The organism is Staphylococcus sp. LKG3-1, assembly GCF_048568385.1.
GTDB lineage: Bacteria > Bacillota > Bacilli > Staphylococcales > Staphylococcaceae > Staphylococcus > Staphylococcus saprophyticus.
The window spans coordinates 1,217,286-1,242,986 of record NZ_CP183796.1; the positions used below are offsets into that span (position 1 = coordinate 1,217,286).

The 25,701-nt window shown below is 34.0% G+C and carries 32 protein-coding genes; 8 read left to right on the forward strand and 24 right to left on the reverse strand.

What is annotated here, in order from left to right; all coding sequences use genetic code 11:
• Positions 1-17: 17 nt before the first annotated feature.
• The 18 genes from rplR to rpsJ all read right to left on the reverse strand — a co-directional run bounded on the left by rplR (position 18) and on the right by rpsJ (position 8,050).
• Entirely contained in the window at positions 18-380 is a 363-nt protein-coding gene (gene rplR, locus ACM595_RS06120) for a 50S ribosomal protein L18 (RefSeq protein WP_002482628.1), read from the reverse strand.
• A 31-nt stretch (positions 381-411) separates the two neighbouring features.
• Entirely contained in the window at positions 412-948 is a 537-nt protein-coding gene (gene rplF, locus ACM595_RS06125) for a 50S ribosomal protein L6 (protein ID WP_002482627.1), read from the reverse strand.
• A 27-nt stretch (positions 949-975) separates the two neighbouring features.
• Positions 976-1,374, reverse strand: a complete 399-nt coding sequence (rpsH, locus tag ACM595_RS06130; RefSeq protein ID WP_002482626.1) for a 30S ribosomal protein S8 — start codon at positions 1,372-1,374, stop codon at positions 976-978.
• A 31-nt stretch (positions 1,375-1,405) separates the two neighbouring features.
• Positions 1,406-1,591 (reverse strand): type Z 30S ribosomal protein S14, encoded by a 186-nt coding sequence (locus ACM595_RS06135; protein ID WP_002482625.1) that lies wholly within the window; start codon positions 1,589-1,591, stop codon positions 1,406-1,408.
• Between the two features lie 21 nt (positions 1,592-1,612).
• Positions 1,613-2,152: a 50S ribosomal protein L5 gene (gene rplE / locus ACM595_RS06140; RefSeq protein WP_002482624.1), complete on the reverse strand. Its 540-nt coding sequence runs from the start codon at positions 2,150-2,152 to the stop codon at positions 1,613-1,615.
• Positions 2,153-2,177: 25 nt separating this feature from the next.
• Positions 2,178-2,495 carry a 50S ribosomal protein L24 gene (gene rplX, locus ACM595_RS06145; protein WP_002482623.1) on the reverse strand — a complete coding sequence of 106 codons (318 nt, stop codon included), beginning with the start codon at positions 2,493-2,495 and terminating at the stop codon, positions 2,178-2,180.
• Between the two features lie 41 nt (positions 2,496-2,536).
• Positions 2,537-2,905, reverse strand: coding sequence for a 50S ribosomal protein L14 (gene rplN, locus ACM595_RS06150; protein ID WP_002482622.1), 369 nt, complete (start codon positions 2,903-2,905; stop codon positions 2,537-2,539).
• A 31-nt stretch (positions 2,906-2,936) separates the two neighbouring features.
• Complete coding sequence (gene rpsQ, locus ACM595_RS06155) at positions 2,937-3,200, reverse strand: 30S ribosomal protein S17 (protein WP_002482621.1); 264 nt, start codon at positions 3,198-3,200, stop codon at positions 2,937-2,939.
• A 26-nt stretch (positions 3,201-3,226) separates the two neighbouring features.
• Entirely contained in the window at positions 3,227-3,436 is a 210-nt protein-coding gene (rpmC, locus tag ACM595_RS06160; protein ID WP_002482620.1) for a 50S ribosomal protein L29, read from the reverse strand.
• On the reverse strand, positions 3,426-3,860 hold the full coding sequence (gene rplP / locus ACM595_RS06165; protein WP_002482619.1) for a 50S ribosomal protein L16: 435 nt from the start codon (positions 3,858-3,860) through the stop codon (positions 3,426-3,428). The genes rpmC and rplP overlap by 11 nt, the downstream gene beginning before the upstream one ends.
• A gap of 2 nt (positions 3,861-3,862) precedes the next feature.
• Entirely contained in the window at positions 3,863-4,516 is a 654-nt protein-coding gene (gene rpsC / locus ACM595_RS06170) for a 30S ribosomal protein S3 (protein WP_002482618.1), read from the reverse strand.
• 24 nt (positions 4,517-4,540) lie between these two features.
• On the reverse strand, positions 4,541-4,894 hold the full coding sequence (rplV, locus tag ACM595_RS06175) for a 50S ribosomal protein L22 (protein ID WP_002482617.1): 354 nt from the start codon (positions 4,892-4,894) through the stop codon (positions 4,541-4,543).
• Between the two features lie 28 nt (positions 4,895-4,922).
• The gene (rpsS, locus tag ACM595_RS06180) at positions 4,923-5,201 is read right to left on the reverse strand and encodes a 30S ribosomal protein S19 (protein ID WP_002482616.1); all 279 of its coding nucleotides are present in this window, start codon (positions 5,199-5,201) and stop codon (positions 4,923-4,925) included.
• A 64-nt stretch (positions 5,202-5,265) separates the two neighbouring features.
• Positions 5,266-6,099, reverse strand: coding sequence for a 50S ribosomal protein L2 (rplB, locus tag ACM595_RS06185; protein WP_002482615.1), 834 nt, complete (start codon positions 6,097-6,099; stop codon positions 5,266-5,268).
• 30 nt (positions 6,100-6,129) lie between these two features.
• Entirely contained in the window at positions 6,130-6,405 is a 276-nt protein-coding gene (rplW, locus tag ACM595_RS06190; RefSeq protein ID WP_002482614.1) for a 50S ribosomal protein L23, read from the reverse strand.
• Complete coding sequence (rplD, locus tag ACM595_RS06195; protein WP_002482613.1) at positions 6,405-7,028, reverse strand: 50S ribosomal protein L4; 624 nt, start codon at positions 7,026-7,028, stop codon at positions 6,405-6,407. Before rplD ends, rplW begins: the two co-directional genes overlap by 1 nt.
• 26 nt (positions 7,029-7,054) lie before the next feature.
• Complete coding sequence (gene rplC / locus ACM595_RS06200; RefSeq protein WP_037537923.1) at positions 7,055-7,714, reverse strand: 50S ribosomal protein L3; 660 nt, start codon at positions 7,712-7,714, stop codon at positions 7,055-7,057.
• Between the two features lie 27 nt (positions 7,715-7,741).
• The gene (gene rpsJ, locus ACM595_RS06205) at positions 7,742-8,050 is read right to left on the reverse strand and encodes a 30S ribosomal protein S10 (RefSeq protein ID WP_002482611.1); all 309 of its coding nucleotides are present in this window, start codon (positions 8,048-8,050) and stop codon (positions 7,742-7,744) included.
• A gap of 358 nt (positions 8,051-8,408) precedes the next feature.
• Between rpsJ and ACM595_RS06210 the strand changes: the two genes are divergently transcribed.
• A complete protein-coding gene (locus ACM595_RS06210) occupies positions 8,409-8,795 on the forward strand; it encodes a hypothetical protein (RefSeq protein WP_041079114.1) in 387 nt (128 codons plus the stop codon).
• A 265-nt stretch (positions 8,796-9,060) separates the two neighbouring features.
• On the opposite strand, the gene ACM595_RS06215 is transcribed toward ACM595_RS06210, so the two are convergent.
• Both ACM595_RS06215 and ACM595_RS06220 read right to left on the reverse strand, forming a co-directional pair.
• Entirely contained in the window at positions 9,061-10,395 is a 1,335-nt protein-coding gene (locus ACM595_RS06215; RefSeq protein WP_011302596.1) for an NCS2 family permease, read from the reverse strand.
• A gap of 110 nt (positions 10,396-10,505) precedes the next feature.
• Complete coding sequence (locus ACM595_RS06220; RefSeq protein ID WP_002482608.1) at positions 10,506-12,644, reverse strand: DNA topoisomerase III; 2,139 nt, start codon at positions 12,642-12,644, stop codon at positions 10,506-10,508.
• A 123-nt stretch (positions 12,645-12,767) separates the two neighbouring features.
• On the opposite strand from ACM595_RS06220, the gene ACM595_RS06225 reads away from it, so the two are divergent.
• From ACM595_RS06225 to ACM595_RS06235, 3 genes are all read left to right on the forward strand, one after another.
• Positions 12,768-13,640, forward strand: coding sequence for a GNAT family N-acetyltransferase (locus tag ACM595_RS06225; RefSeq protein ID WP_069821518.1), 873 nt, complete (start codon positions 12,768-12,770; stop codon positions 13,638-13,640).
• 199 nt (positions 13,641-13,839) lie between these two features.
• Entirely contained in the window at positions 13,840-14,697 is an 858-nt protein-coding gene (locus ACM595_RS06230; RefSeq protein WP_011302593.1) for a RhaT/GlcU family sugar-proton symporter, read from the forward strand.
• A 136-nt stretch (positions 14,698-14,833) separates the two neighbouring features.
• The gene (locus ACM595_RS06235; RefSeq protein WP_002482605.1) at positions 14,834-15,625 is read left to right on the forward strand and encodes a glucose 1-dehydrogenase; all 792 of its coding nucleotides are present in this window, start codon (positions 14,834-14,836) and stop codon (positions 15,623-15,625) included.
• Positions 15,626-15,794: 169 nt separating this feature from the next.
• Here the strand turns inward: ACM595_RS06235 and ACM595_RS06240 are convergent, their stop codons facing one another.
• A complete protein-coding gene (locus tag ACM595_RS06240) occupies positions 15,795-16,703 on the reverse strand; it encodes an AEC family transporter (RefSeq protein ID WP_002482604.1) in 909 nt (302 codons plus the stop codon).
• 149 nt (positions 16,704-16,852) lie between these two features.
• On the opposite strand from ACM595_RS06240, the gene ACM595_RS06245 reads away from it, so the two are divergent.
• Together ACM595_RS06245 and mspA are read left to right on the forward strand one after the other, a co-directional pair.
• Positions 16,853-17,029 carry an SE1832 family protein gene (locus ACM595_RS06245; protein WP_002482603.1) on the forward strand — a complete coding sequence of 59 codons (177 nt, stop codon included), beginning with the start codon at positions 16,853-16,855 and terminating at the stop codon, positions 17,027-17,029.
• Positions 17,030-17,093: 64 nt separating this feature from the next.
• The gene (mspA, locus tag ACM595_RS06250) at positions 17,094-17,411 is read left to right on the forward strand and encodes a membrane stabilizing protein MspA (RefSeq protein WP_037537921.1); all 318 of its coding nucleotides are present in this window, start codon (positions 17,094-17,096) and stop codon (positions 17,409-17,411) included.
• Between the two features lie 344 nt (positions 17,412-17,755).
• Here mspA and ACM595_RS06255 read toward each other — a convergent pair whose 3' ends face one another.
• The 3 genes from ACM595_RS06255 to ACM595_RS06265 form a co-directional block, all read right to left on the reverse strand.
• Complete coding sequence (locus tag ACM595_RS06255; RefSeq protein WP_419744478.1) at positions 17,756-20,929, reverse strand: efflux RND transporter permease subunit; 3,174 nt, start codon at positions 20,927-20,929, stop codon at positions 17,756-17,758.
• A 237-nt stretch (positions 20,930-21,166) separates the two neighbouring features.
• Positions 21,167-22,414: a lipid II:glycine glycyltransferase FemX gene (locus ACM595_RS06260; protein ID WP_002482600.1), complete on the reverse strand. Its 1,248-nt coding sequence runs from the start codon at positions 22,412-22,414 to the stop codon at positions 21,167-21,169.
• Between the two features lie 368 nt (positions 22,415-22,782).
• Entirely contained in the window at positions 22,783-23,544 is a 762-nt protein-coding gene (locus ACM595_RS06265; RefSeq protein WP_002482599.1) for a VOC family protein, read from the reverse strand.
• Between the two features lie 395 nt (positions 23,545-23,939).
• Between ACM595_RS06265 and ACM595_RS06270 the strand changes: the two genes are divergently transcribed.
• Both ACM595_RS06270 and ACM595_RS06275 read left to right on the forward strand, forming a co-directional pair.
• On the forward strand, positions 23,940-24,371 hold the full coding sequence (locus tag ACM595_RS06270) for a MarR family winged helix-turn-helix transcriptional regulator (RefSeq protein WP_037537915.1): 432 nt from the start codon (positions 23,940-23,942) through the stop codon (positions 24,369-24,371).
• A gap of 4 nt (positions 24,372-24,375) precedes the next feature.
• The gene (locus ACM595_RS06275) at positions 24,376-25,587 is read left to right on the forward strand and encodes an MFS transporter (RefSeq protein WP_069821520.1); all 1,212 of its coding nucleotides are present in this window, start codon (positions 24,376-24,378) and stop codon (positions 25,585-25,587) included.
• Positions 25,588-25,701: the final 114 nt, after the last annotated feature.

Below are 25,701 nucleotides of genomic sequence, written 5' to 3' on the forward strand. Positions count from 1 at the left end.
AATGTCCCTCCTTTAAATTAAAATTCTAAACCATTTTCACGAGCTGCATCTGCTAAGGCTTTAACACGGCCATGGTATAAATATCCTCCACGGTCAAATACAATTGTTTTTACGCCTTTTTCGCTAGCTCTTTTAGCTACAGTTTCGCCAACTTTAGCTGATAATTCAACTTTTGATCCAGATTCATTTGCTAAATCTTTTTCTTGAGTTGAAGCTTGTGCTAATGTTTTACCATTTACATCATCAATGACTTGTGCATAGATGTGTTTATTTGAACGATAGATGTTCAAACGTGGTTTTTCTGCTGTGCCAGCTAATTTATTACGTACACGCGCATGTCTTTTAAGACGCACTTTGTTTTTATCAATTTTGCTGATCATCTTAATACTCCTTTCTTCTGAAAGTTATTTATTATTTACCAGTTTTACCTTCTTTACGGCGAACGTATTCACCTTGGTAACGAATTCCTTTACCTTTATAAGGTTCTGGAGGTCTTACTGAACGAATGTTTGAAGCGATTGCTCCAACTTGTTCTTTAGAAATACCAGCAACAGTTACTGTTGTGTTTTTCTCAACACCGAAAGTAATACCATCATCAGCTTTAATTTCAACTGGGTGAGAGTAACCAACGTTTAAAATTAAGTCATTACCTTGCATTTGAGCACGGTAACCAACACCAACAAGTTCAAGTGTTTTTTGGTATCCTTCTTTAACACCTTGTATCATATTGTTAATTAAAGCACGAGTTGTACCATGTACTGTTCTATCATCTTTAGAATCAGTTGGTCTTACAACTTCTAAAGTGCTTTCGTCTTGTTTATATGTCATTCTTTCATTCATTGTTCTTGATAATTCACCTTTAGGACCTTTAACAGTGATTGTGTTACCTTCAACACTTACTGTTACGTCGCTAGGGATGTCAATAATTTTTTTACCAACACGACTCATGTTATCGCACCTCCTTATTATTTATTATTACCAAATGTAACCTAGGATTTCTCCACCGATGTTACGTTTTCTAGCTTCTTTATCAGTTACAACACCTTCAGAAGTTGAAACTAATGCAATACCTAAACCATTAAGTACTTTAGGTACTTCGTTAGCTTTAGCATATACACGTAAACCAGGTTTTGAAATACGTTTTAAACCAGTGATAACACGTTCATTGTTTTGACCATATTTAAGGAATAAACGGATAACCCCTTGTTTATCGTCTTCAACGTATTCTACGTTTTTAATGAAACCTTCACTTTTTAAAATTTCAGCAATTTCTTTTTTAATGTTTGAAGCAGGTAATTCTAACTTATCGTGACGCACCATGTTTGCGTTTCTTACACGAGTTAGCATATCTGCAATTGGATCGTTGATTGTCATTGATTGTTGCCTCCTTTCAGACTATTTTCTATTACCAGCTAGCTTTACGAACGCCAGGGATTTGGCCTTTATAAGCTAATTCACGGAAACAAATACGGCATAATTTAAATTTACGATATACAGAATGTGGACGACCACAGCGTTCACAACGAGTATACTCACGTACTTGGAACTTTTGTTTTTTTTGTTGCTTAGCAACCATTGAAGTTTTAGCCACTTAATTAGCCTCCTTTAGAGATTATTTGTGAAATGGCATACCGAATTGTGATAACAATTCACGAGCTTCCTCGTCAGTGTTAGCAGTCGTTACGATAACGATATCCATTCCTCGTACTTTATTTACTCGGTCATAGTCAATTTCTGGGAAAATTAATTGTTCTTTAACACCTAAAGTGTAGTTACCTCTACCATCGAATGCAGTTTTAGATACACCTTGGAAGTCACGTACACGTGGAAGTGAAACAGCAATTAATTTATCTAAAAAGTCATACATTCTTTCACCACGTAGTGTTACTTTCGCACCGATAGGCATACCTTCACGTAAACGGAATGTTGCTACTGATTTTTTAGCTTTTGTAATTAATGGTTTTTGACCAGTGATAGCTTGTAATTCTTCTACAGCATCATCTAATACTTTAGTATTTTGAACAGCGTCACCGACACCCATATTTACAACGATTTTTTCTATTTTTGGAACTTCCATTACTGAACTGTAGTCAAATTGCTTAACTAAGTTTTGAGTAACTTCAGAATTGAATTTTTCTTTTAAACGGTTCACAGTGGATCCTCCTTTCAATTAATTATTAATTATTAGATTTGATTTCTTCGCCAGATTTTTTAGCGATACGAACTTTTTTACCATCTACGAATTTATGACCTACGCGTGTTGGTTCATTCGTTTTAGGGTCTAATAACTGTACATTAGAAACATGGATTGCTGCCTCTGTTTCTAAGATTCCACCTTCAGGATTAAATTGAGTTGGTTTTTGGTGCTTTTTAATTATATTGACACCTTCCACAACGACACGGTCTTTTTTAGGTTCAGTTGAAACAACTTTACCTTCTTTACCTTTGTCTTTACCTGCGATAACTTTTACGTTGTCACCTTTTTTGATATGCATGTGTGGCACCTCCTTAAATTTATATATTTATAAATGTTTTATTAAAGTACTTCTGGAGCTAATGATACAATTTTCATGAAGTTGCCTTCACGTAATTCACGAGCAACAGGTCCAAAAATACGAGTACCACGTGGGCCTTTGTCGTCACGAATGATGACACATGCATTTTCATCAAATTTGATATATGAACCATCGTTACGGCGTACACCTGATTTAGTACGAACTACAACAGCTTTTACTACTTCACCTTTTTTGACAACGCCACCTGGTGTAGCATTTTTAACACTTACAACGATAACGTCACCAATGTTAGCTGTTTTACGACCAGATCCACCTAATACTTTAATTGTAAGAACTTCACGCGCACCAGAGTTATCTGCTACTTTTAATCGTGTTTCTTGTTGGATCATGAGTTAAACCTCCTTTATCTTCACTATTTAATTAAATAATTACTGATTCTTCAACAATTTCTACCAAACGGAAACGTTTAGTTGCTGATAAAGGACGAGTCTCTTGTATCTTAACTGTGTCCCCTAATTTAGCTGAGTTGTTTTCATCATGAGTTTTGTATTTTTTAGAGTATTTTACTCGTTTACCATATAACTTGTGTGTTTTGTATGTTTCAACAAGTACAGTTATCGTTTTATCCATTTTATCGGAAACGACTCTACCTACATAAACTTTACGATCATTTCTTTCGCTCACTTTAGTAACCTCCTCTTTCAATTGAATTATTGATTCGCTTTACCTTGTTCAATTTCTCTTTCACGAGCAACAGTTTTTAGACGTGCAATCGTTTTTCTTACTGTGCGAATACGTGCAGTTTCCTCTAATTGACCTGTAGCTAACTGAAAGCGTAGGTTAAAAAGCTCTTCTTTTGAAGATTTGATTTGTTCTTCGATTTCTGAAGTGGTTAAGTCTCTAATTTCCTTAGCTTTCATTTGTTTCACCACCCAATTCTTCACGTTTTACAAACTTAGTTTTAACTGGAAGTTTGTGACTTGCTAAACGTAATGCTTCACGCGCAACTTCTTCGTTTACGCCTGCGATTTCAAATAAAATTCTACCTGGTTTTGCTACTGCAATCCAACCTTCTACTGCACCTTTACCAGCACCCATACGTACTTCTAAAGGTTTTTGAGTGTAAGGTGTATGTGGGAAGATTTTAATCCAAACTTTCCCGCCACGTTTCATGAAACGAGTCATTGCAATACGAGCTGATTCGATTTGACGAGATGTGATCCAAGACGTTGTAGTTGCTTGTAAACCATACTCACCAAATGTTACATAGTTACCGCCTTTAGAACGACCAGTAGTTTTAGGACGATGTTGACGACGATATTTTACACGTTTTGGTAGTAACATTACTATTTTCCTCCTTCACTAGTGTTCTTAGTAGGAAGAACTTCTCCACGATAAATCCATACTTTGACACCTAATTTACCGTAAGTAGTGTCAGCTTCTGCATGTGCATAACCAATGTCAGCACGTAGTGTATGAAGTGGAACAGTTCCTTCTGAATATTGTTCAGCACGAGCGATGTCAGCTCCGCCTAAACGACCTGAAACTTGTGTTTTGATACCTTTGGCACCAATTTTCATTGCTCTTGTAATAGCTTGTTTTTGTACACGACGGAATGAAGCACGGTTTTCTAATTGGCGTGCAATATTCTCAGCAACTAATTTAGCATCTAAATCAACTTTTTTGATTTCGATAACGTTGATGTGTACTTTTTTGTTTGTTAATGAGTTTAATTTGTTACGTAATTTTTCAATTTCTGAACCGCCTTTACCGATAACCATACCTGGTTTACCAGTATGAATAGCGATGTTGATACGATTAGCAGCACGTTCAATTTCAACGTGTGAAACTGATGCTTCTTGTAATGCGTTATCAATATACTTACGGATTTTTAAATCTTCGTGTAATAATGATGCGAAGTCTTTTTCTGCATACCATTTAGCTTCCCAATCACGGATTACACCAACACGAAGTCCGATTGGATTAATTTTTTGACCCACAGTGTACCCTCCTTAAAAAATATATTAAGCTTCTTTAGCTTCTTCTTTACCGTCACTTACGACGATTGTAATGTGGCTTGTACGTTTGTTAATTGCACTTGCACGACCTTGTGCACGTGGACGGAAACGTTTTAATGTTGGTCCTTCATTAGCATAAGCTTCTTTAACTATTAATTCATCAGTGTTCATGTCATAGTTATGTTCAGCATTAGCTAAAGCGGACATTAGTAATTTTTCTACTACTGGTGATGAAGCTTTGTTTTTTAATTTTAAAATTGCAATAGCTTCTCCAGCGCTCTTACCTCTAATTAGATCTAATACTAATCTAACTTTACGAGGTGCGATTCTTATTGTTTTAGCAACCGCTTTTGCTTCCATTCGAATTTCCTCCTCTACCTGTTAGAAATTATCTTCTAGTTTTTTTGTCGTCTGCAGCGTGTCCTTTGAAAGTACGAGTTGGTGCGAATTCTCCTAATTTATGACCAACCATATCTTCTGTTACGAATACAGGCACATGTTTACGTCCATCATATACAGCGAATGTATGTCCGATAAAATCAGGGAAAATAGTTGAACGACGTGACCAAGTTTTGATTACTTGTTTTTTCTCGCTTCCGCTTTGAGCTTCAACTTTTTTCTTTAGATGATCGTCAGCGAAAGGTCCTTTTTTAATACTACGAGCCATAGTGGCGCCTCCCTTCTTATTGTGTGCGTGCAGCTATTAAGCCGCACACGCAAATAAGTTATTTTTATTTTTTCTTACGTCCACGAACGATAAGTTTGTCTGAAGATTTTTTACCACGACGAGTTTTCTTACCAAGCGTAGGTTTACCCCAAGGTGACATTGGAGATGGTCTACCGATAGGTGCACGACCTTCACCACCACCGTGTGGGTGATCGTTAGGGTTCATTACAGAACCACGAACTGTTGGGCGAATGCCTTTCCATCTAGAACGTCCTGCTTTACCAACGTTTACAAGTTCATGTTGGATGTTACCAACTTGACCAATAGTAGCACGGCAAGTTGAAAGAATCATACGTACTTCGCCAGATCTTAATCTGATTAATACATATTTACCTTCTTTACCAAGTACTTGTGCACTAGCACCAGCTGAACGAGCAATTTGTCCACCTTTACCAGGTTTTAACTCGATGTTATGGATTACTGTACCTACTGGAATGAATTGTAATGGTAATGCATTACCTACTTTAATATCTGCTTCTTCACCGCTTTCAAGAACTTGACCTACTTTTAGGTTTTTTGGAGCGATGATATAGCGTTTTTCACCATCAGCATAAACTAATAACGCAATGTTTGCTGAACGGTTTGGATCATATTGTATTGAATCAACTTTAGCATTGATCCCATCTTTATTACGTTTGAAGTCAATAACACGGTATTGACGTTTGTGTCCTCCACCGTGGTGGCGAACTGTCAATTTACCTTGGTTATTTCGTCCCGCTTTTTTCGGTAGCGGTTGTAATAATGACTTTTCAGGTGTAGTTTTCGTGATTTCAGCGAAATCTAAACTAGTCATATTACGACGACCATTAGTAATTGGCTTATATTTTTTTAGAGCCATTGTCGTTTACCTCCTTATTGGTAATGTTTTTTAGTTGAAAAGATCGATTGATCCTTCTTTTAATTTAACGATTGCTACGCGTCTTTTGTTTGTATAGCCTTGGTAACGGCCCATACGTTTTTTCTTTGGTTTGTAGTTAATGATGTTTACATTATCAACTTTTACATCAAAGATTTCTTCAACAGCGATTTTAACTTGTGTTTTATTAGCACGAGTATCAACGTCGAATGTGTATTTGTCTTCAGCCATAGCAGCTGAAGATTTTTCAGTGATTACGGGGCGCTTAAGAACGTCTCTTGCTTCCATTATCCGAGCACCTCCTCAACTTTTTTAGCAGCTGATTCTGTAATTACTACACTGTCAGCGCTTGTGATATCTAGAACGTTTAAACCTTGAGCTGTAGTTACTTGAACACCAGGGATGTTACGTGCTGATAAAGCAACATTCACATCTTCAGATTCTGTTACTACTAATACTTTTTTAGGTTGTTCTAAATTAGAAAGTACAGTTTTGAACTCTTTTGTTTTTGGAGCATCTAGGTTTAATGCATCAACAACAGTTAAGCCTTTCTCTTGTACTTTGAAAGATAATGCTGAGCGTAATGCTAAACGGCGCATTTTCTTAGGCATTTTGTATGAGTAGCTTCTTGGTGTTGGTCCGAATACGATACCACCACCACGCCATTGTGGAGCACGGATTGTACCTTGACGCGCACGTCCTGTACCTTTTTGTCTCCATGGTTTACGTCCACCACCACGTACTGCTGAACGGTTCTTAACAGCGTGAGTACCTTGGCGTAATGAAGCACGTTGTAAGTTAATTGCTTCAAAAAGAACGTTGTTGTTTGGTTCGATTGCAAATACTGCATCGCTTAGTTCAACTGAACCTGATTTAGTTCCATCTACTTTTAATACATCATAATTAGCCATTATGCAATTCCTCCTTTCGTTGTATATTATTTATTACCTTTGATTGATGATGTGATTTCTACAAATCCTTTTTTAGGACCAGGTACATTACCTTTTACTAAAATAACATTGTTTTCAGCGTCAATTTGTACAACTTCTAAGTTTTGAACTGTTACAGTGTTACCGCCCATACGTCCAGGCATTTTTTGTCCTTTAAAGACTCTTGAAGCATCTGATGCCATACCTACAGAACCTGGGGCTCTGTGGAAATGAGAACCATGTGACATTGGACCACGTGCTTGATTATGACGTTTAATGGCACCTTGGAAACCTTTACCTTTAGATACGCCTGTTACATCAATTACGTCTCCAGCTTCAAATGTATTAACTGAGACTTCTTGACCTACTTCGTATTCATCAACATTAACGTTTCTGAATTCACGAATGAAGCGCTTAGGTGCTGTGCCTGCTTTTTTAGCATGTCCTTCAGCTGGTTTGTTAGCATATTTGCTTGATCTGCTATCTTTTTTATAAGCTTGTTTGTCTTCATAGCCTACTTGGATAGCGTTGTATCCATCAATCTCTTCAGATTTCTTTTGTAATACAACGTTTTGGCTTGCTTCTACTACTGTTACAGGGATTAAATCACCGTTTTCTCCGAAAACTTGTGTCATCCCGATTTTTCTTCCTAAGATTCCTTTGGTCATCGAAAGTCCACCTCCTAATTTTTTCTATTATAATTTGATTTCGATGTCTACGCCAGATGGTAAGTTTAAGCCCATAAGAGCATCAACTGTTTTTGGTGTAGGGTTAACAATATCGATTAAACGTTTATGAGTACGTTGTTCGAATTGCTCACGTGAATCTTTATACTTATGCACGGCACGAATAACAGTATAAACTGATCTTTCAGTCGGTAACGGAATTGGTCCAGAAACATCTGCACCAGAACGTTTCGCTGTTTCAACAATTTTTTCTGCTGATTGATCGATTACTCTGTGATCATAAGCTTTTAATCTGATTCTGATTTTTTGTTTTGCCATAATTTTCCCTCCTTATATCGTCTACATTTAAGTGATAGACTTCTCCACGAAAACTATCTCACACAGCGCCATGGCAAAGCGGCCGGGTGTGTCAGTAACCTTTCGCTTCATCGCGTGTTCTTAAAGTCCAACATTAGATATGATACATGATAAACAGTGATTTATCAAGCTTTTCTGCAAAAGTTTTGAAACTTTTTGTCTAACACATACTTTGTTATTGTACTTTATTAGGAAACGCACTTCAACCTCTTTTGTATTTTTTTTAGTTCTTTGTAAAATTTTTATTAATCTCTCTTCATATTATTATTCTAATAGTTTACTTTCCTTTATAATTAAAAACAGTTAGGTGGTGAATTATATGAAACGTGGTATACGTATGACATTGTTAGTATTATCTGTCTTACTCATAGTTAGTGAATTGGTTTACGGAATTCCATTCTTAGGTGGAAGCATTGTTTTAAGTTTTGGTTGGCAACCTTTACTTATTAACGCGCTACTCTACTTTATAATGATGATTATATTAATAGTAGATAAACAAAATTCTATTAAGCCAATGATGTTTATTCCTTTATTAGGTGTGATTGGTTCTTTCTTGGCTTTCATTCCACTTGTTGGTATGGTTATCCATTGGATTTTATTCTTTTTAATGCTATTTTTCATTTTCATTTTATTATCTACACCACTATATGTACCAAACAAATACGCAAAGGTAATTTATACGGAAGATCGACGTAAGGATCATTAATTATTATCGTAGGATACCTGCCCACCTCAAATGTAATTAGCGCAATCCAACGGTATGTGTCATAAATTCTTCTAAGCATTTTGATCTGGTTATCCGCTTAAACTACTATAACTTTAAAATATATATAATGAAGAAACTCGATTTTAGTTATTTATGCAAGAACAAAACTAATTCCTAAACACTTATACTTTCATTCAAATAATAAAATTAAAAGCACATTGTTCAATGTCTAAATGACAGAACAATGTGCTTTTATTTCGTTTTGTTATCCGTGAACAAAGATAAAGTACAATATAAATAAAATCATCAGTGCATACATTATTGGATGTACTTCTTTATGACGTTTTGAAATTAACATTGTAATTGGATAAAAGATAAATCCACAAGCAATACCTGTTGCAATAGAATAAGATAAAGGCATCATAATAATCGTTACAAATGCTGGAACTGCTACTTCGAATTTTTTCCAATCAATTTCAGCAAAGTTAGCTGCCATTAAGACACCTACTACTACTAACGCAGGCGTAGTCACCGCACTGGTTACTACCTCCATCAATGGACTAAAGAAAATAGCTAACAAGAAGCAGAAACCTGTAACCACACTCGCAAAGCCGGTTCTTGCACCTACTGCCACACCTGAGCTTGATTCAATGTATGAAGTCGTCGTAGTTGTACCAAAGATTGCACCAACGATTGTTGCTAGTGAGTCAGAGAACAACGCACGTCCTGCTCGTGGTAATTTATTATTTTTCATAATCCCAGCTTGAGTTGCCACAGCAACGAGTGTACCAGCTGTATCAAAGAAATCAATGAATAGGAAAGTTAATATAACGATTAAAAATTGAACCGTTAATAATTGACTAGGATCCTTAAATGCTTCAAACGCAGCGCCAAACGTCGGTTCAATACTAGGTACTTGTCCAACGATACCACTAGGTGTATGTATCAGCCCTGTGAACATACCTACGATAGATGTTAAAACCATTCCTATAAAAATCGCGCCAGGTACTCTAATAGCATAAAGTATTACTGTCACAACGATACCGAAAATAGTAAGTAATACAGGTCCGTCTGTGATATGTCCTAATGTAACTAGTGTAGAATCATTTTTAACAATTATACCTGAACTTTGTAAGCCGACAAAGGTAATAAATAATCCAATCCCAGCCGAGACAGCCATTTTCATTTGATAAGGTATGGCATTGATGATGACCTCTCGAAGCCCCGTCATCGTTAACACTGCGAAAACTAATCCTGAAAATAATACGCCTGTAAGTCCGACTTGCCATGGTATACCCATTGTTAAAACAACAGTAAATGCGAAAAATGCATTTAATCCCATACCAGGTGCTAATGCAATCGGATACCTTGCTATTAATCCCATAAATAACGAGCCTACAAACGCCGCTAATGCTGTAGCTACAAATATTGCGCCTTGGTCCATTTTCATATTTTCAGAAACACCATCGACGCCGGCTAAACTAAGTACTTGAGGGTTAACAGCTAAAATATAAGCCATCGACAAGAATGTTGTAAGCCCGCCAAGTATCTCTTTCTTATAGTTTGTTTCGTGTTTATCAAACTTGAAGTACTTTTTCACGGTTAGTTCTCCTTTTTTTAAAATACTTACATATTTTAATACCAAACGAACTATTTTACAATAGCAAACACGAACCTTACTTAAAATTTTTAACTATTTGTTCGAATTATTTAGAACTTTAAACCCTTCAAAGCATCTTGAAACGGGTTATTTTCAATACCTTCATCATTATTCATATATTTTTTCAGATCTTTTTTATTTACTTTATCTGATTTTTTATTTTTGTGTCGTTTATCCATTTGAGCTTGTGTTTCAGTATGTCCACAAACACAACGATATACTGCGTCTTTGCCTCGACCAAACAGCGTCATTTTTTTATGACAGTTTGGACAACGTGCGTTTGTTTTACGTTGTACATTTTTTTTAGTTTTACACTGTGGATCCTGACACACTAACATTTGGCCGTTTTTCGTCTTGACTTTAATCATAAATTTGCCGCACGTAGGACATTCAGTCGTTGTTAGGTTGTCATGTTTATAATTTTGTTCACTTTCTTTAATCTCATTGACTACCTGATTTGTAAAAGCTTTCATTTCAGAGATGAATTGGCTCGCATTATATTTCCCTTGTTCTATGAGTAGAAGTTTTTCTTCCCATTCTGCTGTTAATAATGGAGAAGTGAGTTTTTGTGGCGCTAATTCCAATATTTGTTTCCCTTTTGACGTAACTTTTATTTTACCATCACGAGCTTCAATAGCGTTCATATTAAATAGCTTTTCTATGATATCCGCTCTCGTTGCAACCGTACCTATACCGCCAGTATCTTTTAATGTTTTATCGTGTTTTTTATCGCTTAAATCAAAGAATTTTTGTGGGCTTTCCATCGCTTTCAAAAGTGATCCTTCATTAAAATAAGGTGGTGCCGTTGTCTCATGTTCTTCTATTAGAATTTTAGTTACATTAAGCTTTGTACCCTTCTGTAACTGATCTATCTGAGTATTTATACTTTCTTTATTTTCATAAATTGCTTTAAACCCTAATTTAGTAGTTACTTTGTCCTTAAAAGTAAATGTATGCTGCCCTACTTTGAGTTCAATGGCGATTGCTTCGTATTCATGTGGTGGCATTAGGTTTTCTAAATATCTCTGAGCAATCATCATATAAATTTTAGATTCCCTTTGGCTAAGTTGATTGATATCTGGACGCACTTCTGTGGGAATAATTGCATGGTGATCAGATACTTTATTATTATTAACAAATCTTTGTTTTGATGAAAATGTTTGTGACATTTGTGCTTTAGCCATATCTTTTAATGAAGTGGCCATAATCGCTTTCAATCTATCTTTAAGCGTATCAACCATATCATCTGTTAAATAGTTAGAATCAGTACGTGGGTAAGTTACTAACTTATGACGTTCATACAACGTTTGCAAGGTATTCAAAGTTTCTTTTGGTCCAAGATGAAATCGTTTATAAGCATCTTGTTGTAAATCCGTTAAATTATATAATTGTTGTGGATATGCTTTTTTATGTGTCTTGCTAATCGATGCAATGTGCCCGGATTGCCCATCGATTGCTTTTTTTATACTTTCCAAAACAGTTTTATCAGGATGCGACTGTGGCTTAGTACAATGGAAAGTTAAACCAGCCGCATTGAGTTTCATTGTATAATAGGTCTGAGGTTTAAAGTGATTAATTTCATTTTGTCTCATTTGAACTAATTGTATGGTCGGAGTCTGTACACGACCCAATGAGAGTTGTGCATCATATTTTGTAGTCAGTGCACGTGTAGCATTAATACCAACTATCCAATCTGCTTCACTTCGTGCTAAGGCAGCATGATATAGATTATTAAACTTACGTCCATCTTGCAGTTTATTGAAACCTTCTTTGATTGCTTTATTGGTTACAGAACTAATCCATAAACGCTTGATCGGTTTTTTATTATGCGCTTTATCCAATATCAAACGAGCAACCAGTTCTCCTTCTCGTCCTGCATCTGTCGCAATAATAATATCTTTTACTTTATTATTATTAATTAATGATTGCACTGTCGAAAATTGTTTTCTCGTTTTACTTATCACAATTGTTTTCATTTTATTGGGTATAATCGGTAAATCATTCAATTTCCATTCTTTATAACTTGCATCATATTGTTCTGGTGTCGCATTTGTTACTAAATGCCCTAATGCCCATGTAACAATATATTTATTATTTTCAAAATATCCATTACGTTTTTCATTAATGTTTAGCGTATTGGCAATGTCTCTACCAACTGAAGGTTTTTCAGCTATAATCAGTGATTTCATAATTTCGCCCTTTCAAATTCAGTATTATATTTATTGTAACATGTATGTAGCACATCAAAACTTCCATTTACATCGAAAAGTTCTTATAATTAACTTAATAGATCATTATACGGAGGTATTGTTATGAAAATTGTTCAATTAAATAACTATGATCAAATTGTAAAGTTTATAAATGAAGCCGATTACCACTACACATCGTACTTATACAAGCTGCCACAAGCACACGATGATGTTGAAGCAACGATTAGACAATCCTTAGAGGATCCAGGCGTATTTGCACAAGTTGATGACCAAGTACAAATTGAAATGCTCATGCTTGCATTTAAATATGAAGAAAATAAATATAAAGTGCTCGGTCCTTTTGTCAGGAAATCACTTTCACTCACTGAAGAAAATTTTAAAACTTTATTTGAAGCTTTGGTTCAAAGCAAACCGGAGACTGCGAATTTTAATTTTTCATTCGAGGAAACGGAACAAGATTACATGCCTTTTATGAAAGAAATTGAAGCTTCCTATAGTTTTACGGATTATCATCTCATATCTACACAAGATATAGGCAAAATTGATCATGCTCAAAACATTACCACCTACCAACCTGCTTATTATCGACTATTCGAGAAGTTACACCATGATACCTTTAAACACGATGTGATGACTGCAGAAGAAATCATTGAATCGTTAGATAGTCACAATAAATTATTTATATTTATGTCTGAAGGCTTATTAAAAGGTTATCTTTATTTACAAGTTTTTGAAAATACGAAAAAAGCTGAAATCAAATATTTTTCTTCACACACTGACTATAGATTTATGGGTATTGCTTTTGATTTATTATCTTACGCGCTTCAATATACATTTTCAAATTATGATGTTGATAAGATTTATTTCAAAATTCGCAGTAAAAATAATACACTCGTGGAACGATTTCATGAATTAGGCTTCAACATCAATTATGAATATAAAAAATTCAAATACGTTGCTGCACATATTGGCTGATTTTTAATTAAGAAGCAAGCAAAACAAGTTCGTTAATACACAAATAAAATGTATGTTTAAAACATAATAAACAAAGAAATCGTTCTTTTTAATTTAATATTTTTTACTAACGTAATATTTTGTTTTAAACTAGAAGTTCAGGAACAACCAAAGATGGTTATTCTCGAGGGACAATATAATAGAAAGAGTGAGTATATATATGGATTTGTTAATTGCGTTATTGCCTGCATTATTCTGGGGTAGTGTTGTTTTAATTAACGTGCTTGTTGGTGGTGGCCCATATAATCAAATTAGAGGGACAACATTAGGTACATTAATTATCGGAATTATTTTACTACTTACAGGTAATGCAAAATTTGATGACCTCGCCGTCATTATTGTTGGTTTAATCTCAGGTGCATTTTGGGCGCTTGGTCAGGGTTATCAACTTAAATCAATTAGTCTAATTGGTGTTTCAAAAACGATGCCAATCTCTACTGGTTTACAATTAGTTGGTACGACATTATTCAGTGCTATTTTTCTTGGAGAATGGAGTACAGGAATTCAAGTTACATTAGGTTTAGTTGCTATGGTGTTATTAGTAATTGGTATCGCATTAACTTCAATTAAAGGTAAAAATGAAGCTTCAGGCGGTAACAATAAATTCGGCAAAGCAATTCCTATATTGATTATTTCTACAGTAGGTTACGTTGTTTATGTAGTCGTAGCACAAATATTTGGTGTAGATGGAATGAATGCCCTCTTCTTCCAATCAATAGGTATGGCTATTGGCGGTTTAATACTTTCTGCTAAACATGAGACATCAGTAAAAAGTACTATGTGGAATATTATCCCAGGTGTCATTTGGGGAATTGGTAATTTATTTATGTTCTATTCACAACCTAAAGTTGGTGTAGCAACAAGTTTCTCATTTTCACAATTATTAGTAATTGTATCTACACTTGGTGGTATCTTCTTACTAGGAGAAAGAAAAGACAAACGCCAAATGATTGGTATTTGGGCTGGGATTGTATTAATAATCATTGCAGCCTTTATATTAGGTAATTTAAAAGGTTAGGCATCATTTAATATATTACACATCATTAAGTTTAGAACATCGACATAGCGTTCAACGTTAATTATACTATTCCAAATTAACAACACGTCTGTTCTAAACCTTTTTGTAGGAATAACTTTTAAGGAGGCTTCAATATATGTTTACAGATTTAGAAAATAAAGTAGTTGTGATTACAGGTGGTAGTAGCGGTATTGGTAAAGCAATGGCAGAACAATTCGGTAAAGAAAAAGCAAATGTTGTCATTAACTATCGTTCAGAAAGTAGCTTAGATGCTGTTGCCGAATCTATAAAACTAATAGAAGACGCTGGTGGTAAAGCGATTAAAGCATATGCTGATGTTTCTAAAGAGGCAGACGTCGAACAATTAGTCAAAATTGCAGTTGATACATTTGGTACTTTAGATATCATGATTAACAATGCTGGTTTTGAAAAACCAATTCCTACGCACGAAATGCCCTTAGATGAGTGGCAAAAAGTCATTGATATTAATTTAACCGGTGCATTCATAGGTGCTAAGGCCGCTGTTAATCAATTTTTAAAAGAAGATAAACCAGGTATTATCATTAATACATCAAGTGTTCACGATAAAATTCCATGGCCAAACTATGTGAATTATGCTGCAAGTAAAGGCGGTTTAAAATTAATGATGGAAACAATGTCAATGGAATATGCACAGTATGGCATTCGCATTAACAATATATCTCCTGGTGCTATCGTAACAGAACATACAAAAGAAAAATTCTCAGATCCGCAAACGCGTGCAGAAACACTTGAAATGATTCCAGCCAAAGTTATAGGCGACGCACAACAAGTGGCTAATGTTGCAAGATTCCTTGCTTCAGATTTAGCAGACTATATTCACGGTACAACAATATATGTTGATGGTGGTATGACAAACTATCCTGCATTTATGGGTGGTAAAGGCTAATCTCATTGCTATCAACAAAAGACAGAAAGCGAATGCTATCACGCGCTTTCTGTCTTTTTATTTATCTATATATTAATTGCATAAATTAATACTTATTAAGAAACAAAACATGACCAATAATCGTTTTATATTGATCATGTTTCTTTTTATTATTAAATTTTAGAGCACTTTAAACAAACAACATCTGATAAATATACAAGATAATAATACTAATCACGATTGTTAAATTAGTAACCATCCCTACTAGAGGCAATGTTTTATATTTAAACTGAATTGAATAAGGTATAATCGCTACACCTACTGGTAAGAGCCATGCTACTTGTAATGTAGTCTTTATCATTTCATCATTCACTGGCAAGAAAAAGTGAACAAGTAAGCCAGCAATGATACCAAGACCATAATGCGCTACTAAATACTTAATAGCAATTGGTAAAAAGCGTTTATCTATACTAAAATTCAACATTAACCCTAGAAGTATCATTGATAATGGCATATTTGCACCTGATAATACAGAAAAGAAATCAATGACTGGGTCTGGAAAATGAATATTCATCATATTTAAAATAAACATAATAATATATGTCATAAGTGGTACAGACTTCAATAAATTTTTTCCTAAATATTTAAAATCAAAACTGTCTCCACCACTGCTAAAATAGCTTCCTACAAAATAAGTCACACCAAACATAATGATTGCGCCACCAATATCGGCCATACCAAAATAAATCATACCAGTTTCTGGCCAAATCGCCTCAACCAGAGGGTAAGCAAATAAGCCAATATTTAAAGAAGCCATCATCATACCTGTTGCACCACGAATTTGATTATCATATTTTATAAAGAACCATACAATTATTACTTTTGTAATGACACCATATAAAATCATCATAATAGGTAAAATAGATAACGAGACATCCAATTTAGCTTCATTCAAATTCACGATAACTAAAGAAGGCAACGTGACATTTAATACTAATGTCGACAGTACTTGGCTATCATTTGCTTTAAAGTAATTGATTCTTTTAAGCGTATAACCTAATGCAATGAGTAAAATAATTATGATAAATTGTTGTGTCACAATAATCCTTCTTTCACTAAGTTATTTCGTTTTCATTCTATTTTCATACCTTAACATATAAATTGGTTATTTTAGAAGCTTTCAATTTCATGTTATAATTCAATTCAAACTGGTGTAGGCGTTTTCTACCCGCAAAGGAGTGTGCGATAATGGATTTGAATGAAAAATTAGCTGAACTAAAATATGATTATGTTCGATTACAAGGTGACTTAGAAAAAAGAGAATCTGTTAATCAACAAGTCGACCCTTTAGTAAAGCAACTTGAAGAAATAGAAAAAGAAATTGCATCTGTACGTTCAGAAATTAGTCAAAAAGAACATAAATAACATCCTAGTAAATATTTTTTTTACATGCTAAGATTAAAGGCGAACATAGAAAGGATGTAACAATATGCTACTCTATCTTATCTTTTTACCAGTACTCTATCTAATCGTGTGTTACATAAGCATATTTAGAATGGATACGATTATCACGCGTATTTTGCGTATTATAATGGCCTTGCTCTTATTATTTGTTGTTGCAATTACGACATTATCATTCCCTGCAATTAATTGGTGGGTTTTCATCATATTATTATTATTAGTTGGTAATGTTGAAATCACTGCTTTCAAACATAGTAAGAAAGACCCAAAAGCGGTTCAAATCTTAAATATCATCAGTATTATATTATTTATAATCTATGCTATTTTAACATTAGTTTTATATTAATTGGTAATTCTGATACTCAAAAATATTTTAGCTATACGCTGTTTAATTAAAAGAGTCTGGGACATAAATTAGTTGTCTCAGACTCTTTTTCGTTTAGGCAGTAAATGACTGAATTGAAAATGTAAAGTATCACTGATTTAAAGAACTACTCATTTTCATAAATTGAAAAAGTAGTTCTTATGCAAAAATATATGAGGTATGTCACATAAAAATGCTAGTGAGACTTATGCATGAGCTTTAGCTCAGGTAAACATTTCAATCCTAGTCATCCTTGCCTTGATTGCATACGTGGGACTACGAAATCTCTATTTAAAAATTTGATTTCTGTCCCATTCCCTTATTTTTTATTTATTATGTTTTTGTCGATTCACTATTTTACGTTTAAGGGTAAACAATATTTCATATATAACCGGAACAACAATCAATGTTAGCAATGTAGATGAAATTAATCCACCTACAACCGTTGCAGCCATACCTTTTGAAATAATGATTGAACTATCTTCACCAAATAGCATTGGGGCTAGAGCACCGATTGTTGCAAGTGCCGTCATTAAAATTGGTCTGATACGCGTGCCACCCGCTTCTAATAACGCTGCTTTCATTTCAAGCCCTTGTTTTTCCTTATTAATCACTCTATCAATCAATACAATCGCGTTCGTTACTACGATCCCAATCAGCATTAACATACCTATCATACTTGTTACCGATATTGTCTCTCCCGTTATAACTAAAGCCACTACTACACCTATAATGGTATATGGTAATGAAAATAGAATTGTGAAAGGTGCCAGTGCGCCTTTAAATGTCAATACAAGCACTAGATATACAATGATAATAGCGGCTAACATAGCCATCGCTAATTGTGTTATGGCATTGCTAATATCTTCATTTGCACCACCAACGTTAACTTTTACATTGCTTGGTGTATCGATATGATTTACTTTCGACATTATTTTCTGTGATGTACCACCTACGTCATCATTTGTAATTTTAGCTGAAACGGTTGCGATTTCATCTCCAGCCTTCGTTTCAATTTTGTTTGGCGTTGTCGATTCTTCTAACTCAGCAATATCACTTAATTCCACAGACTGACCTGTAGGAGATTGCAACTCTGTGTTTTCTAACTTATCTTTTGACCAATCTGTTTGCTTATCTTCCTTAATTTTAACATCTATGGACTTCCCTTTTTCTTTAACAGTTGTCACACTTTCCTCAGGTGTATTCTGATTCAAGGTCATTGCTAACTGTGAAGCAGATAATCCATAACTTGCTGCCTTATTCTGATCTATTTTAATATTATATTGATCATAGGTTTGTGTTAAATCTGATTTAACATTTGCAGTCCCACTGACATCTTTTATTTCATCTTCAACTTTCTTCACTGAACCTTTAATTGATTCTAATGATGGACCACTAACAGTAATTTCTAAAGCATTATTACTGCCACCAGTACCCATATCTTGATTTGACCACTCACCAGGATGTTTGTATGTTTCAATATGCTGTAACACCTTATCGGGTTCTTCATCAAAATGAGGTGTGTTCGAATCGTACTCAACCATAATCGCCATACTATTAGAGTTACCAGTTGGATCATTAGGTGTTGGACCGCCAACTGAGTATTGAACTGTACGCACTTTATCTTTACTATTCAGATATTTTTGTACTTGCTCTGCATGGTCTAATACCCCTTTTTGCGTTTCTCCAGGTTTAGGCGTATAAGTTAATGCCATATATTTATCTTCACCCGTAGAAATAAAGCTAGTTCCTAGTTTAGCAGCCCCAAGTCCAATACTTGCAATTAATATAATTGTACTGATAATAATGACTATCCATTTGTGATTTAATGACCAGTTCAAAACGGATTTATACTTTCTACCGATAAATCCTAACGATGTTTCCTGTTTATGCTGTATTACACCTTTTTTAAAGAAAGTAGCACTTAATGCAGGAACAATCGTAATAGATACAAGTAATGAAGCTAGTAAACTAAATGCGATTGCCAGTGCAAATGGTCTAAACATTTCTCCTACAGAGCCACTTACAAAAGCTAATGGCAAGAACACGACAATTGTAACAATCGTCGATGACATGATTGGTTTAAATACTTCGCTTGTAGCACTTACAATGAGTTGATCACCTTTAAGTGCTTCTGATTTATCAGATAATCGTCGGTAAATATTTTCAACAACAACGATAGAATCATCAATAACACGACCTATCGCAACAGTTAATGCTCCTAACGTTAAAATATTCAATGAAACATCTGATAATTTCAACGCAACCATTGCAATTAAAATGGACATGGGTATAGATACAATTGAAATGGCAGTCGTTCTGATATTTCTTAAAAATAATAGAATTACGATAATCGCTACAATGGTACCTAGTGCAGCTTTCTCAATCATTGTATACAATGCATCTTCTATTGGTTTTGCTGTATCCATCACTTTTGTAGCAACCATTTTCGGATTGTCTTTTATAAATTGATCAATTTCTTTTTTTGTATCTTTGGCAACTTGAACAGTGTTTGCATCTTGTGCTTTTGTAATTTGAACATTAACTGCATCTTTACCGTTTGTTTTAGATATAGATGCCCGCTCATCGCCTGCAGATACTTGTGCAATTTCTTTTAATTTTACGGATGGTACTTCAGAATCACTTGATTGGCTACTCGATGCTGTAGTTGCAGATTGGGAAGCAGAAGCTTGTTGCTCAGCACCTTGACTTGACGCTCCGTCATCACCTTGAGATTGACTATCTCCTGCTGCTGCAGATAACGGAATTTCTAAATTTTCAAGTGCTTTAACGGATGTAAATTGACCATCAATAACGACAGATTTCTCAGTATCATTAAATTGAAATAGGCCTAGTGGTGTTTCACTTGTAGCACTTTTCAAATACTGTTGAACACGCTCTTTAGTTAACCCACTTGCTTCTAATTTATCTTGGTCAAATTTTATTGATACTTCTCGTGACGTCTGCCCATTAAGTTGCGCATTTTGGACCCCATCAATTGTTTGAAGTTTTGGTAATAACTGATTATTAATTTTTCGTGTTGTATCTTTTAAATCATTATCATTGGTAGTAAATGAATAAGCAACTATTGGAAAAGCATCTATAGAGCTTCTTGTTAACTCCGGCTCTTCAACATTCTCCCCAAATTTTATTTTATCTAACTCTTTTTTGAGGTCGTTCTCTGCTTTATCTAAATTAGTACCTTCATTATATTCAACCGTAACCATTGATGCATTCTGTATAGATTGAGCATTAACATTCTTAACACCTGCCATCGATCTAATTTGATCATCAATCTTATCACTTACATCTTCTTTTACTGTTTCTGGTGTAGCACCTGGCATGGAGGTTTGTACGGTAATCATTGGTGGCTCAACGTCAGGTAATAATTCTAATTTCATTTTGCTACTGGCATAAACACCGCCCAATATAACTAACAAAACCATTAAAAATATTGCAAATTTATTTCCTAATGAAAACTGCAATAATTTTTTTATCATGTGTTTTTCTCCTCTCACATATCCCTTTAACAGTTCTAATTTACCACAAGTATGGTCCTGAAAATATGTAGTTTATTAATTATAGACAATTTGTCCTGTGACATTTAGTTGAACTTTTAAATTTCAACATCACTATACGTATCATTATTCCATGGCAATCATAAAAAATGCGTGCTATAAAGTTGAATCAATGTATTCTAGCTCTATATAGCACGCGTCTATTTATTCTGAAATGCTTTATTTTTTTAATTTTCGAGACAGTTTAATTTTGGCTTTTGTAAGTTTTGGTTTAATATTCTCGATAATTTGATATAAAGGTGCATTTAACACATAGTCGAATTCACCAATTTTTTCACTTAAATATGTGCCCCAAACTTTTTTAAATGTCCATAAACCATAATGGTCTGAATCTTTATCAGGATTATTATCAGTTCCACCAAAGTCGTATGACGTTGCACCATGTTCTCTTGCATATTGCATCATAGCAAATTGCATATGGTGGTTTGGTAAGAAGTTACGATACTCATTTGATGAAGCCCCATATAAGTAGTAAGATTTTTTACCAGCAAACATTAATAAAGCACCTGATAAATAAATGCCTTCTGGATGCGTTGATTCTAAAGTAACCATTTCATCAATGAGTTCTTGAGTTTTGGTTATTTTATTATCAGCATCATTTATTTTATTAAGTGTCTTCTTATCCTGCTTTTTATCTGCAAGTTTTGCTTTTTCAACTTCTAGTTCATGCAATTCTTGTCTTAGATCTTCTAAAACAGGTTTAGGTTCTAACTTCACTAAAAACAACTCAGCATCCCCATCAGGGTGTAATGCATCATATATATTTTCAAAATAACTAATATCTCTAGTTAAAAAACCATCTCTTTCGCCTGTTATTTGCATTAAATTAGCAAATGTTTTCAAACCTTCTCTATTTGAACGTTCAACTGTAGTACCACGTTTTAAAGCTAATCTCACTTTTGAACGATTTCTACGTTCAAAACTTTGAATTAATGCTTCATCCGTTTTTTCTATTGGTGTAATCATAGTCATTCTTGGTTGAATATAATCTTTAGATAAGCCCTCTTTAAACCCTTTATGTTTAAACCCAAGCGCTCTTAAATTAGACAAAGCGTCTGCACCTTTATCTACTTCAACATCTGGATCAATTTTAATAGCATATGCTTTTTCTTCTTTGGCAATTTGCATTGCAGCTTCAAGTAAAGTTTCTAATGCCAACTTGTTACTATAATCTGTTACAAATCCTCTTGAAATATAGCACAGTGTATAAGGTAGTTTAGGTACTTTTTTAAATAGTAGTTGTGCTACCCCTACAATTTCATCGTCTTCTCCAACTGCGATACGTCTTGAGTACCATCCAGTTAATGTTTTAGTTTCTGCCCACTGCGTTAATTGTAATAAGTCACCTTGTGGGTGTGCTTTAACAAATGCATCATGTGCTTGATCTGTAATATTCATTTTTTCCATAAAAACTGATGTCTCCTTTATCAATTCAATACTTTGGTATTATACAATGCTTTTAGCAAACTTTCACATAGAATTCACTCATTTGATATACTATAATAAATTTAGAAATGAGGTGTAACTATGCGTAGTATTATTATTGGATTGTTTTTAATTATTAATTTAGTTTTCGTTATTCAAGCTTTTATTGAACCACTGACAATTTCATATTTAAGTCTAAGAATTATTTTAGCAGCATTAACTTTTGTTATATCTATTTACTTACTGTTATTGCGTACTAATAAGTTTTCCACTTATTTAACTATTTTAACACTTATTATTTCATTGATACACATATTCATTATCGCTCATAGTGCTTATATTTACATTTATTAATCTGCCTCAAATATATAACTTAACCCTCTTATAATTAAAGTATATGGAGAAGTCGTTTTACTATCTTTAATTGTTATTGATTTATATCCTGAGTTAGGACCATCACTTATTTTAAATATCAAATCATCATGTTTTAATTTAAGTATTGTGACTTTCTCATCTTCACTAACTATGTCCATATCAAACCAATGTTGCCATTTTTTCACAGTATGTGCGCGTTCGGTACTATGCAAATTAATGGATTTAATCATAAATTCTTTTTGGCGAAGTGCTTCTAATTTTTCATTCCTTTTTTGCTCGTTCTCATCCCACTGTATAAAGAACGGTGGCTTCACTCTATAGTCTGGATCTGCAATATATAATAATTTCCAGGATGTTTTATCACCTTTAATGTTTTCTCTGTGCATTTCAATCGGACCGATAACATCTATACCTTTTTCTTCTAAATCTTCCTTAAGTTGATTGATGTCAGCCGTACTTAAAGCTAATGTCTTCATTCCTTGACTATATTGGTCTTGCACAATTTTAGATGGGAATGATACACGCCCTTCATCCGATTTCACTATTTTTTGCAAAACTTCCGGTTTATAAACATCCAACAATTCTACGTAAGCATTTTCTAAATAAGCTAATCTATTAAATGTACCAAAACGCTCATGTTGTCCACCTTGGTTCAAAGTTAATAAATGACCTGGAAATTTAAAGTTCTCTAACTGATGAATATAATGGATAATATGATCTAATTTCAAATATTGCATTAATTTCTCTCCCCTAAGCTTCCTTTAGCTTCATCATAACAAATTGCATACGACTTTACTTCTCATAACACATCCATACAACTTTCTTTCATATTAAACTCACCAAATGTCGGCGCTTATTGTCACTTTTCCTCAACTATTTATACATTGACTCAATTACAAATGTGAGAAATGACAAATTTTCTGAAATTCCCACCAGCTTGCCCTCATTTCAATCACTATTTCTTCATTTATTATCAATGCATGATTTTTTATGTTCGCTTAAGTCTTTTTAACATCAAACAGGTTATAACTTGATTTTAAAAATAAAATACTATTGCTTTATCCTACAAAAAGGTTTACAATATTGTTTGTTGTTAAATAGGTTAGCCTAGCTAACTATTAAGGAGGATCTTATGGACTCACAAAGTATATTCAATCATCTAACAGCTATTTATAGACCCTACACTAAATTTTTCCAACCGGTATTTGAGGAATTTGATGTTTATCCCGCACAATGGTTGGTATTAAAAGATATTGCTCAAAACGCACCAACGACACTCGTTCAAATTTCAAAGCGTCGAGCAATTGAAAAACCAACTACAAGAAAGATTTTAAAAGTACTTTCTGATAAATCATTACTTACGATTGAACTTGGAGAAGATAAAAGAGAAAAATTATTATCTTTTTCTGAAAAAGGACAGCAACTTTATGGTGCAATCAATACACGTATATGTGATGTACAGGATAAAATTATTGAAAATACTGGTTTATCAGATGATGAACTTAACTATGCAATACAAGTCATTCAAAAGATCCATGAACAAATTATCAATATGGAGGAATAGTCAAATGAATCAATCCACTTCTCTGAAATCACCGATTTGGACAAAAAGTTTTAACATTAACTTTTTTACTAATTTTTTAATTAATCTATGTATGTATCTACTGATTGTTATTATTGCTAGTTATACAAAATCAGAGTACCACGCCTCAGATAGTGTTGCTGGACTAGTTACAGGGCTATTTATTATCGGCTCATTAATAGGTAGATTTACGACTGGTAAATATGTTAATAAAATTGGTCCTAAACGTATATTACTCATTGGTTTAGGCTTTTTATTAGTTACACAATTATTTTATTTTATAGAAGGTTCTTTAGCTTTCTTAATGGTAACTAGACTCTTTAATGGTATTGCTACAGGTATTACTACAACTGCTACAGGAACAATTGCAGCTTATGTCACACCAAATGACAGAAAGAGTGAAGGCATTAGCTTATTCTCCTTAAGTTTGGTCATAGGTGCAGCAATCGGACCATTCTTCGGTTTATTACTAATCAATAGCTTCCCTATTAAATTATTATTCACAATCTGCTTACTCTGTGGCATTATCAGCTTTATTATTTCTTTCTTTGTTAAATTACAATTTGAAGTAGAAAGTAACACAGAGTCTAAAAAGCAAACGACTCAATCTAAAAAATTCAATATTCACAATTATATTGCAAAAGAGGCTGTACCCGTTGCAATTATCATGTTGATTTCCGGTTTAACCTATTCATCAATTCTTACATTTCTTCAATTTTTTGCCCAAGAAATTAATCTTGTAACAATATCAAGTTACTTCTTTATATTCTATGCAATTGCTTCACTTATTACACGCCCAGTTGCTGGTCGATTAATGGATCAAAAAAACGAAAATGTAGTAGCTTATCCAGCATTCATATTCTTAATCATTACTTTCCTTACTTTAAGTATTACAAACAATGGTTGGTTACTCATAATTGCTGGTTTATGCTTAGGTGCTGGTTACGGCAATATTTCATCTTGTATGCAAGCCATTGCGATTAAAGTCTCACCGCCGGCTAAATATGGTATTGCGACTTCTACTTACTTTATTGGTCTTGATTTAGGTTTAGGATTTGGACCTTATGTATTAGGGTTCTTTACATCAGCTGTGAGCTACGCACAACTTTATGCAATAATGGCAATCATCGTTTTAATCACAGGGATCATTTACTACTTTGTACACGGCAGAAAAGTTAAAAATTTAAGTTCATTTTAATTAAAAAATTAGAGTCTGAGACACCGCTTGATGTCTCAGACTCTTTTTAGTTCGACAGTAAATAACTATAAAGTATATTCCCCTACGATATTAAGTTAGTAGATTTTCTGGATC

Coding starts and splice junctions, on each gene's coding strand:
- rplR (WP_002482628.1), bottom strand. CDS start 380: ATGATCAGCAAAATTGATAAAAACAAAGTGCGTCTTAAAAGACATGCG.
- rplF (WP_002482627.1), bottom strand. CDS start 948: ATGAGTCGTGTTGGTAAAAAAATTATTGACATCCCTAGCGACGTAACA.
- rpsH (WP_002482626.1), bottom strand. CDS start 1,374: ATGACAATCAACGATCCAATTGCAGATATGCTAACTCGTGTAAGAAAC.
- rplX (WP_002482623.1), bottom strand. CDS start 2,495: ATGCATATCAAAAAAGGTGACAACGTAAAAGTTATCGCAGGTAAAGAC.
- rplN (WP_002482622.1), bottom strand. CDS start 2,905: ATGATCCAACAAGAAACACGATTAAAAGTAGCAGATAACTCTGGTGCG.
- rpmC (WP_002482620.1), bottom strand. CDS start 3,436: ATGAAAGCTAAGGAAATTAGAGACTTAACCACTTCAGAAATCGAAGAA.
- rplP (WP_002482619.1), bottom strand. CDS start 3,860: ATGTTACTACCAAAACGTGTAAAATATCGTCGTCAACATCGTCCTAAA.
- rplV (WP_002482617.1), bottom strand. CDS start 4,894: ATGGAAGCAAAAGCGGTTGCTAAAACAATAAGAATCGCACCTCGTAAA.
- rpsS (WP_002482616.1), bottom strand. CDS start 5,201: ATGGCTCGTAGTATTAAAAAAGGACCTTTCGCTGACGATCATCTAAAG.
- rplB (WP_002482615.1), bottom strand. CDS start 6,099: ATGGCTCTAAAAAAATATAAGCCAATTACTAATGGTCGTCGTAATATG.
- rplW (WP_002482614.1), bottom strand. CDS start 6,405: ATGGAAGCAAGAGACGTTCTTAAGCGCCCCGTAATCACTGAAAAATCT.
- rplD (WP_002482613.1), bottom strand. CDS start 7,028: ATGGCTAATTATGATGTATTAAAAGTAGATGGAACTAAATCAGGTTCA.
- rplC (WP_037537923.1), bottom strand. CDS start 7,714: ATGACCAAAGGAATCTTAGGAAGAAAAATCGGGATGACACAAGTTTTC.
- rpsJ (WP_002482611.1), bottom strand. CDS start 8,050: ATGGCAAAACAAAAAATCAGAATCAGATTAAAAGCTTATGATCACAGA.
- ACM595_RS06210 (WP_041079114.1), top strand. CDS start 8,409: ATGAAACGTGGTATACGTATGACATTGTTAGTATTATCTGTCTTACTC.
- ACM595_RS06220 (WP_002482608.1), bottom strand. CDS start 12,644: ATGAAATCACTGATTATAGCTGAAAAACCTTCAGTTGGTAGAGACATT.
- ACM595_RS06225 (WP_069821518.1), top strand. CDS start 12,768: ATGAAAATTGTTCAATTAAATAACTATGATCAAATTGTAAAGTTTATA.
- ACM595_RS06230 (WP_011302593.1), top strand. CDS start 13,840: ATGGATTTGTTAATTGCGTTATTGCCTGCATTATTCTGGGGTAGTGTT.
- ACM595_RS06235 (WP_002482605.1), top strand. CDS start 14,834: ATGTTTACAGATTTAGAAAATAAAGTAGTTGTGATTACAGGTGGTAGT.
- ACM595_RS06245 (WP_002482603.1), top strand. CDS start 16,853: ATGGATTTGAATGAAAAATTAGCTGAACTAAAATATGATTATGTTCGA.
- mspA (WP_037537921.1), top strand. CDS start 17,094: ATGCTACTCTATCTTATCTTTTTACCAGTACTCTATCTAATCGTGTGT.
- ACM595_RS06255 (WP_419744478.1), bottom strand. CDS start 20,929: ATGATAAAAAAATTATTGCAGTTTTCATTAGGAAATAAATTTGCAATA.
- ACM595_RS06260 (WP_002482600.1), bottom strand. CDS start 22,414: ATGGAAAAAATGAATATTACAGATCAAGCACATGATGCATTTGTTAAA.
- ACM595_RS06265 (WP_002482599.1), bottom strand. CDS start 23,544: ATGCAATATTTGAAATTAGATCATATTATCCATTATATTCATCAGTTA.
- ACM595_RS06270 (WP_037537915.1), top strand. CDS start 23,940: ATGGACTCACAAAGTATATTCAATCATCTAACAGCTATTTATAGACCC.
- ACM595_RS06275 (WP_069821520.1), top strand. CDS start 24,376: ATGAATCAATCCACTTCTCTGAAATCACCGATTTGGACAAAAAGTTTT.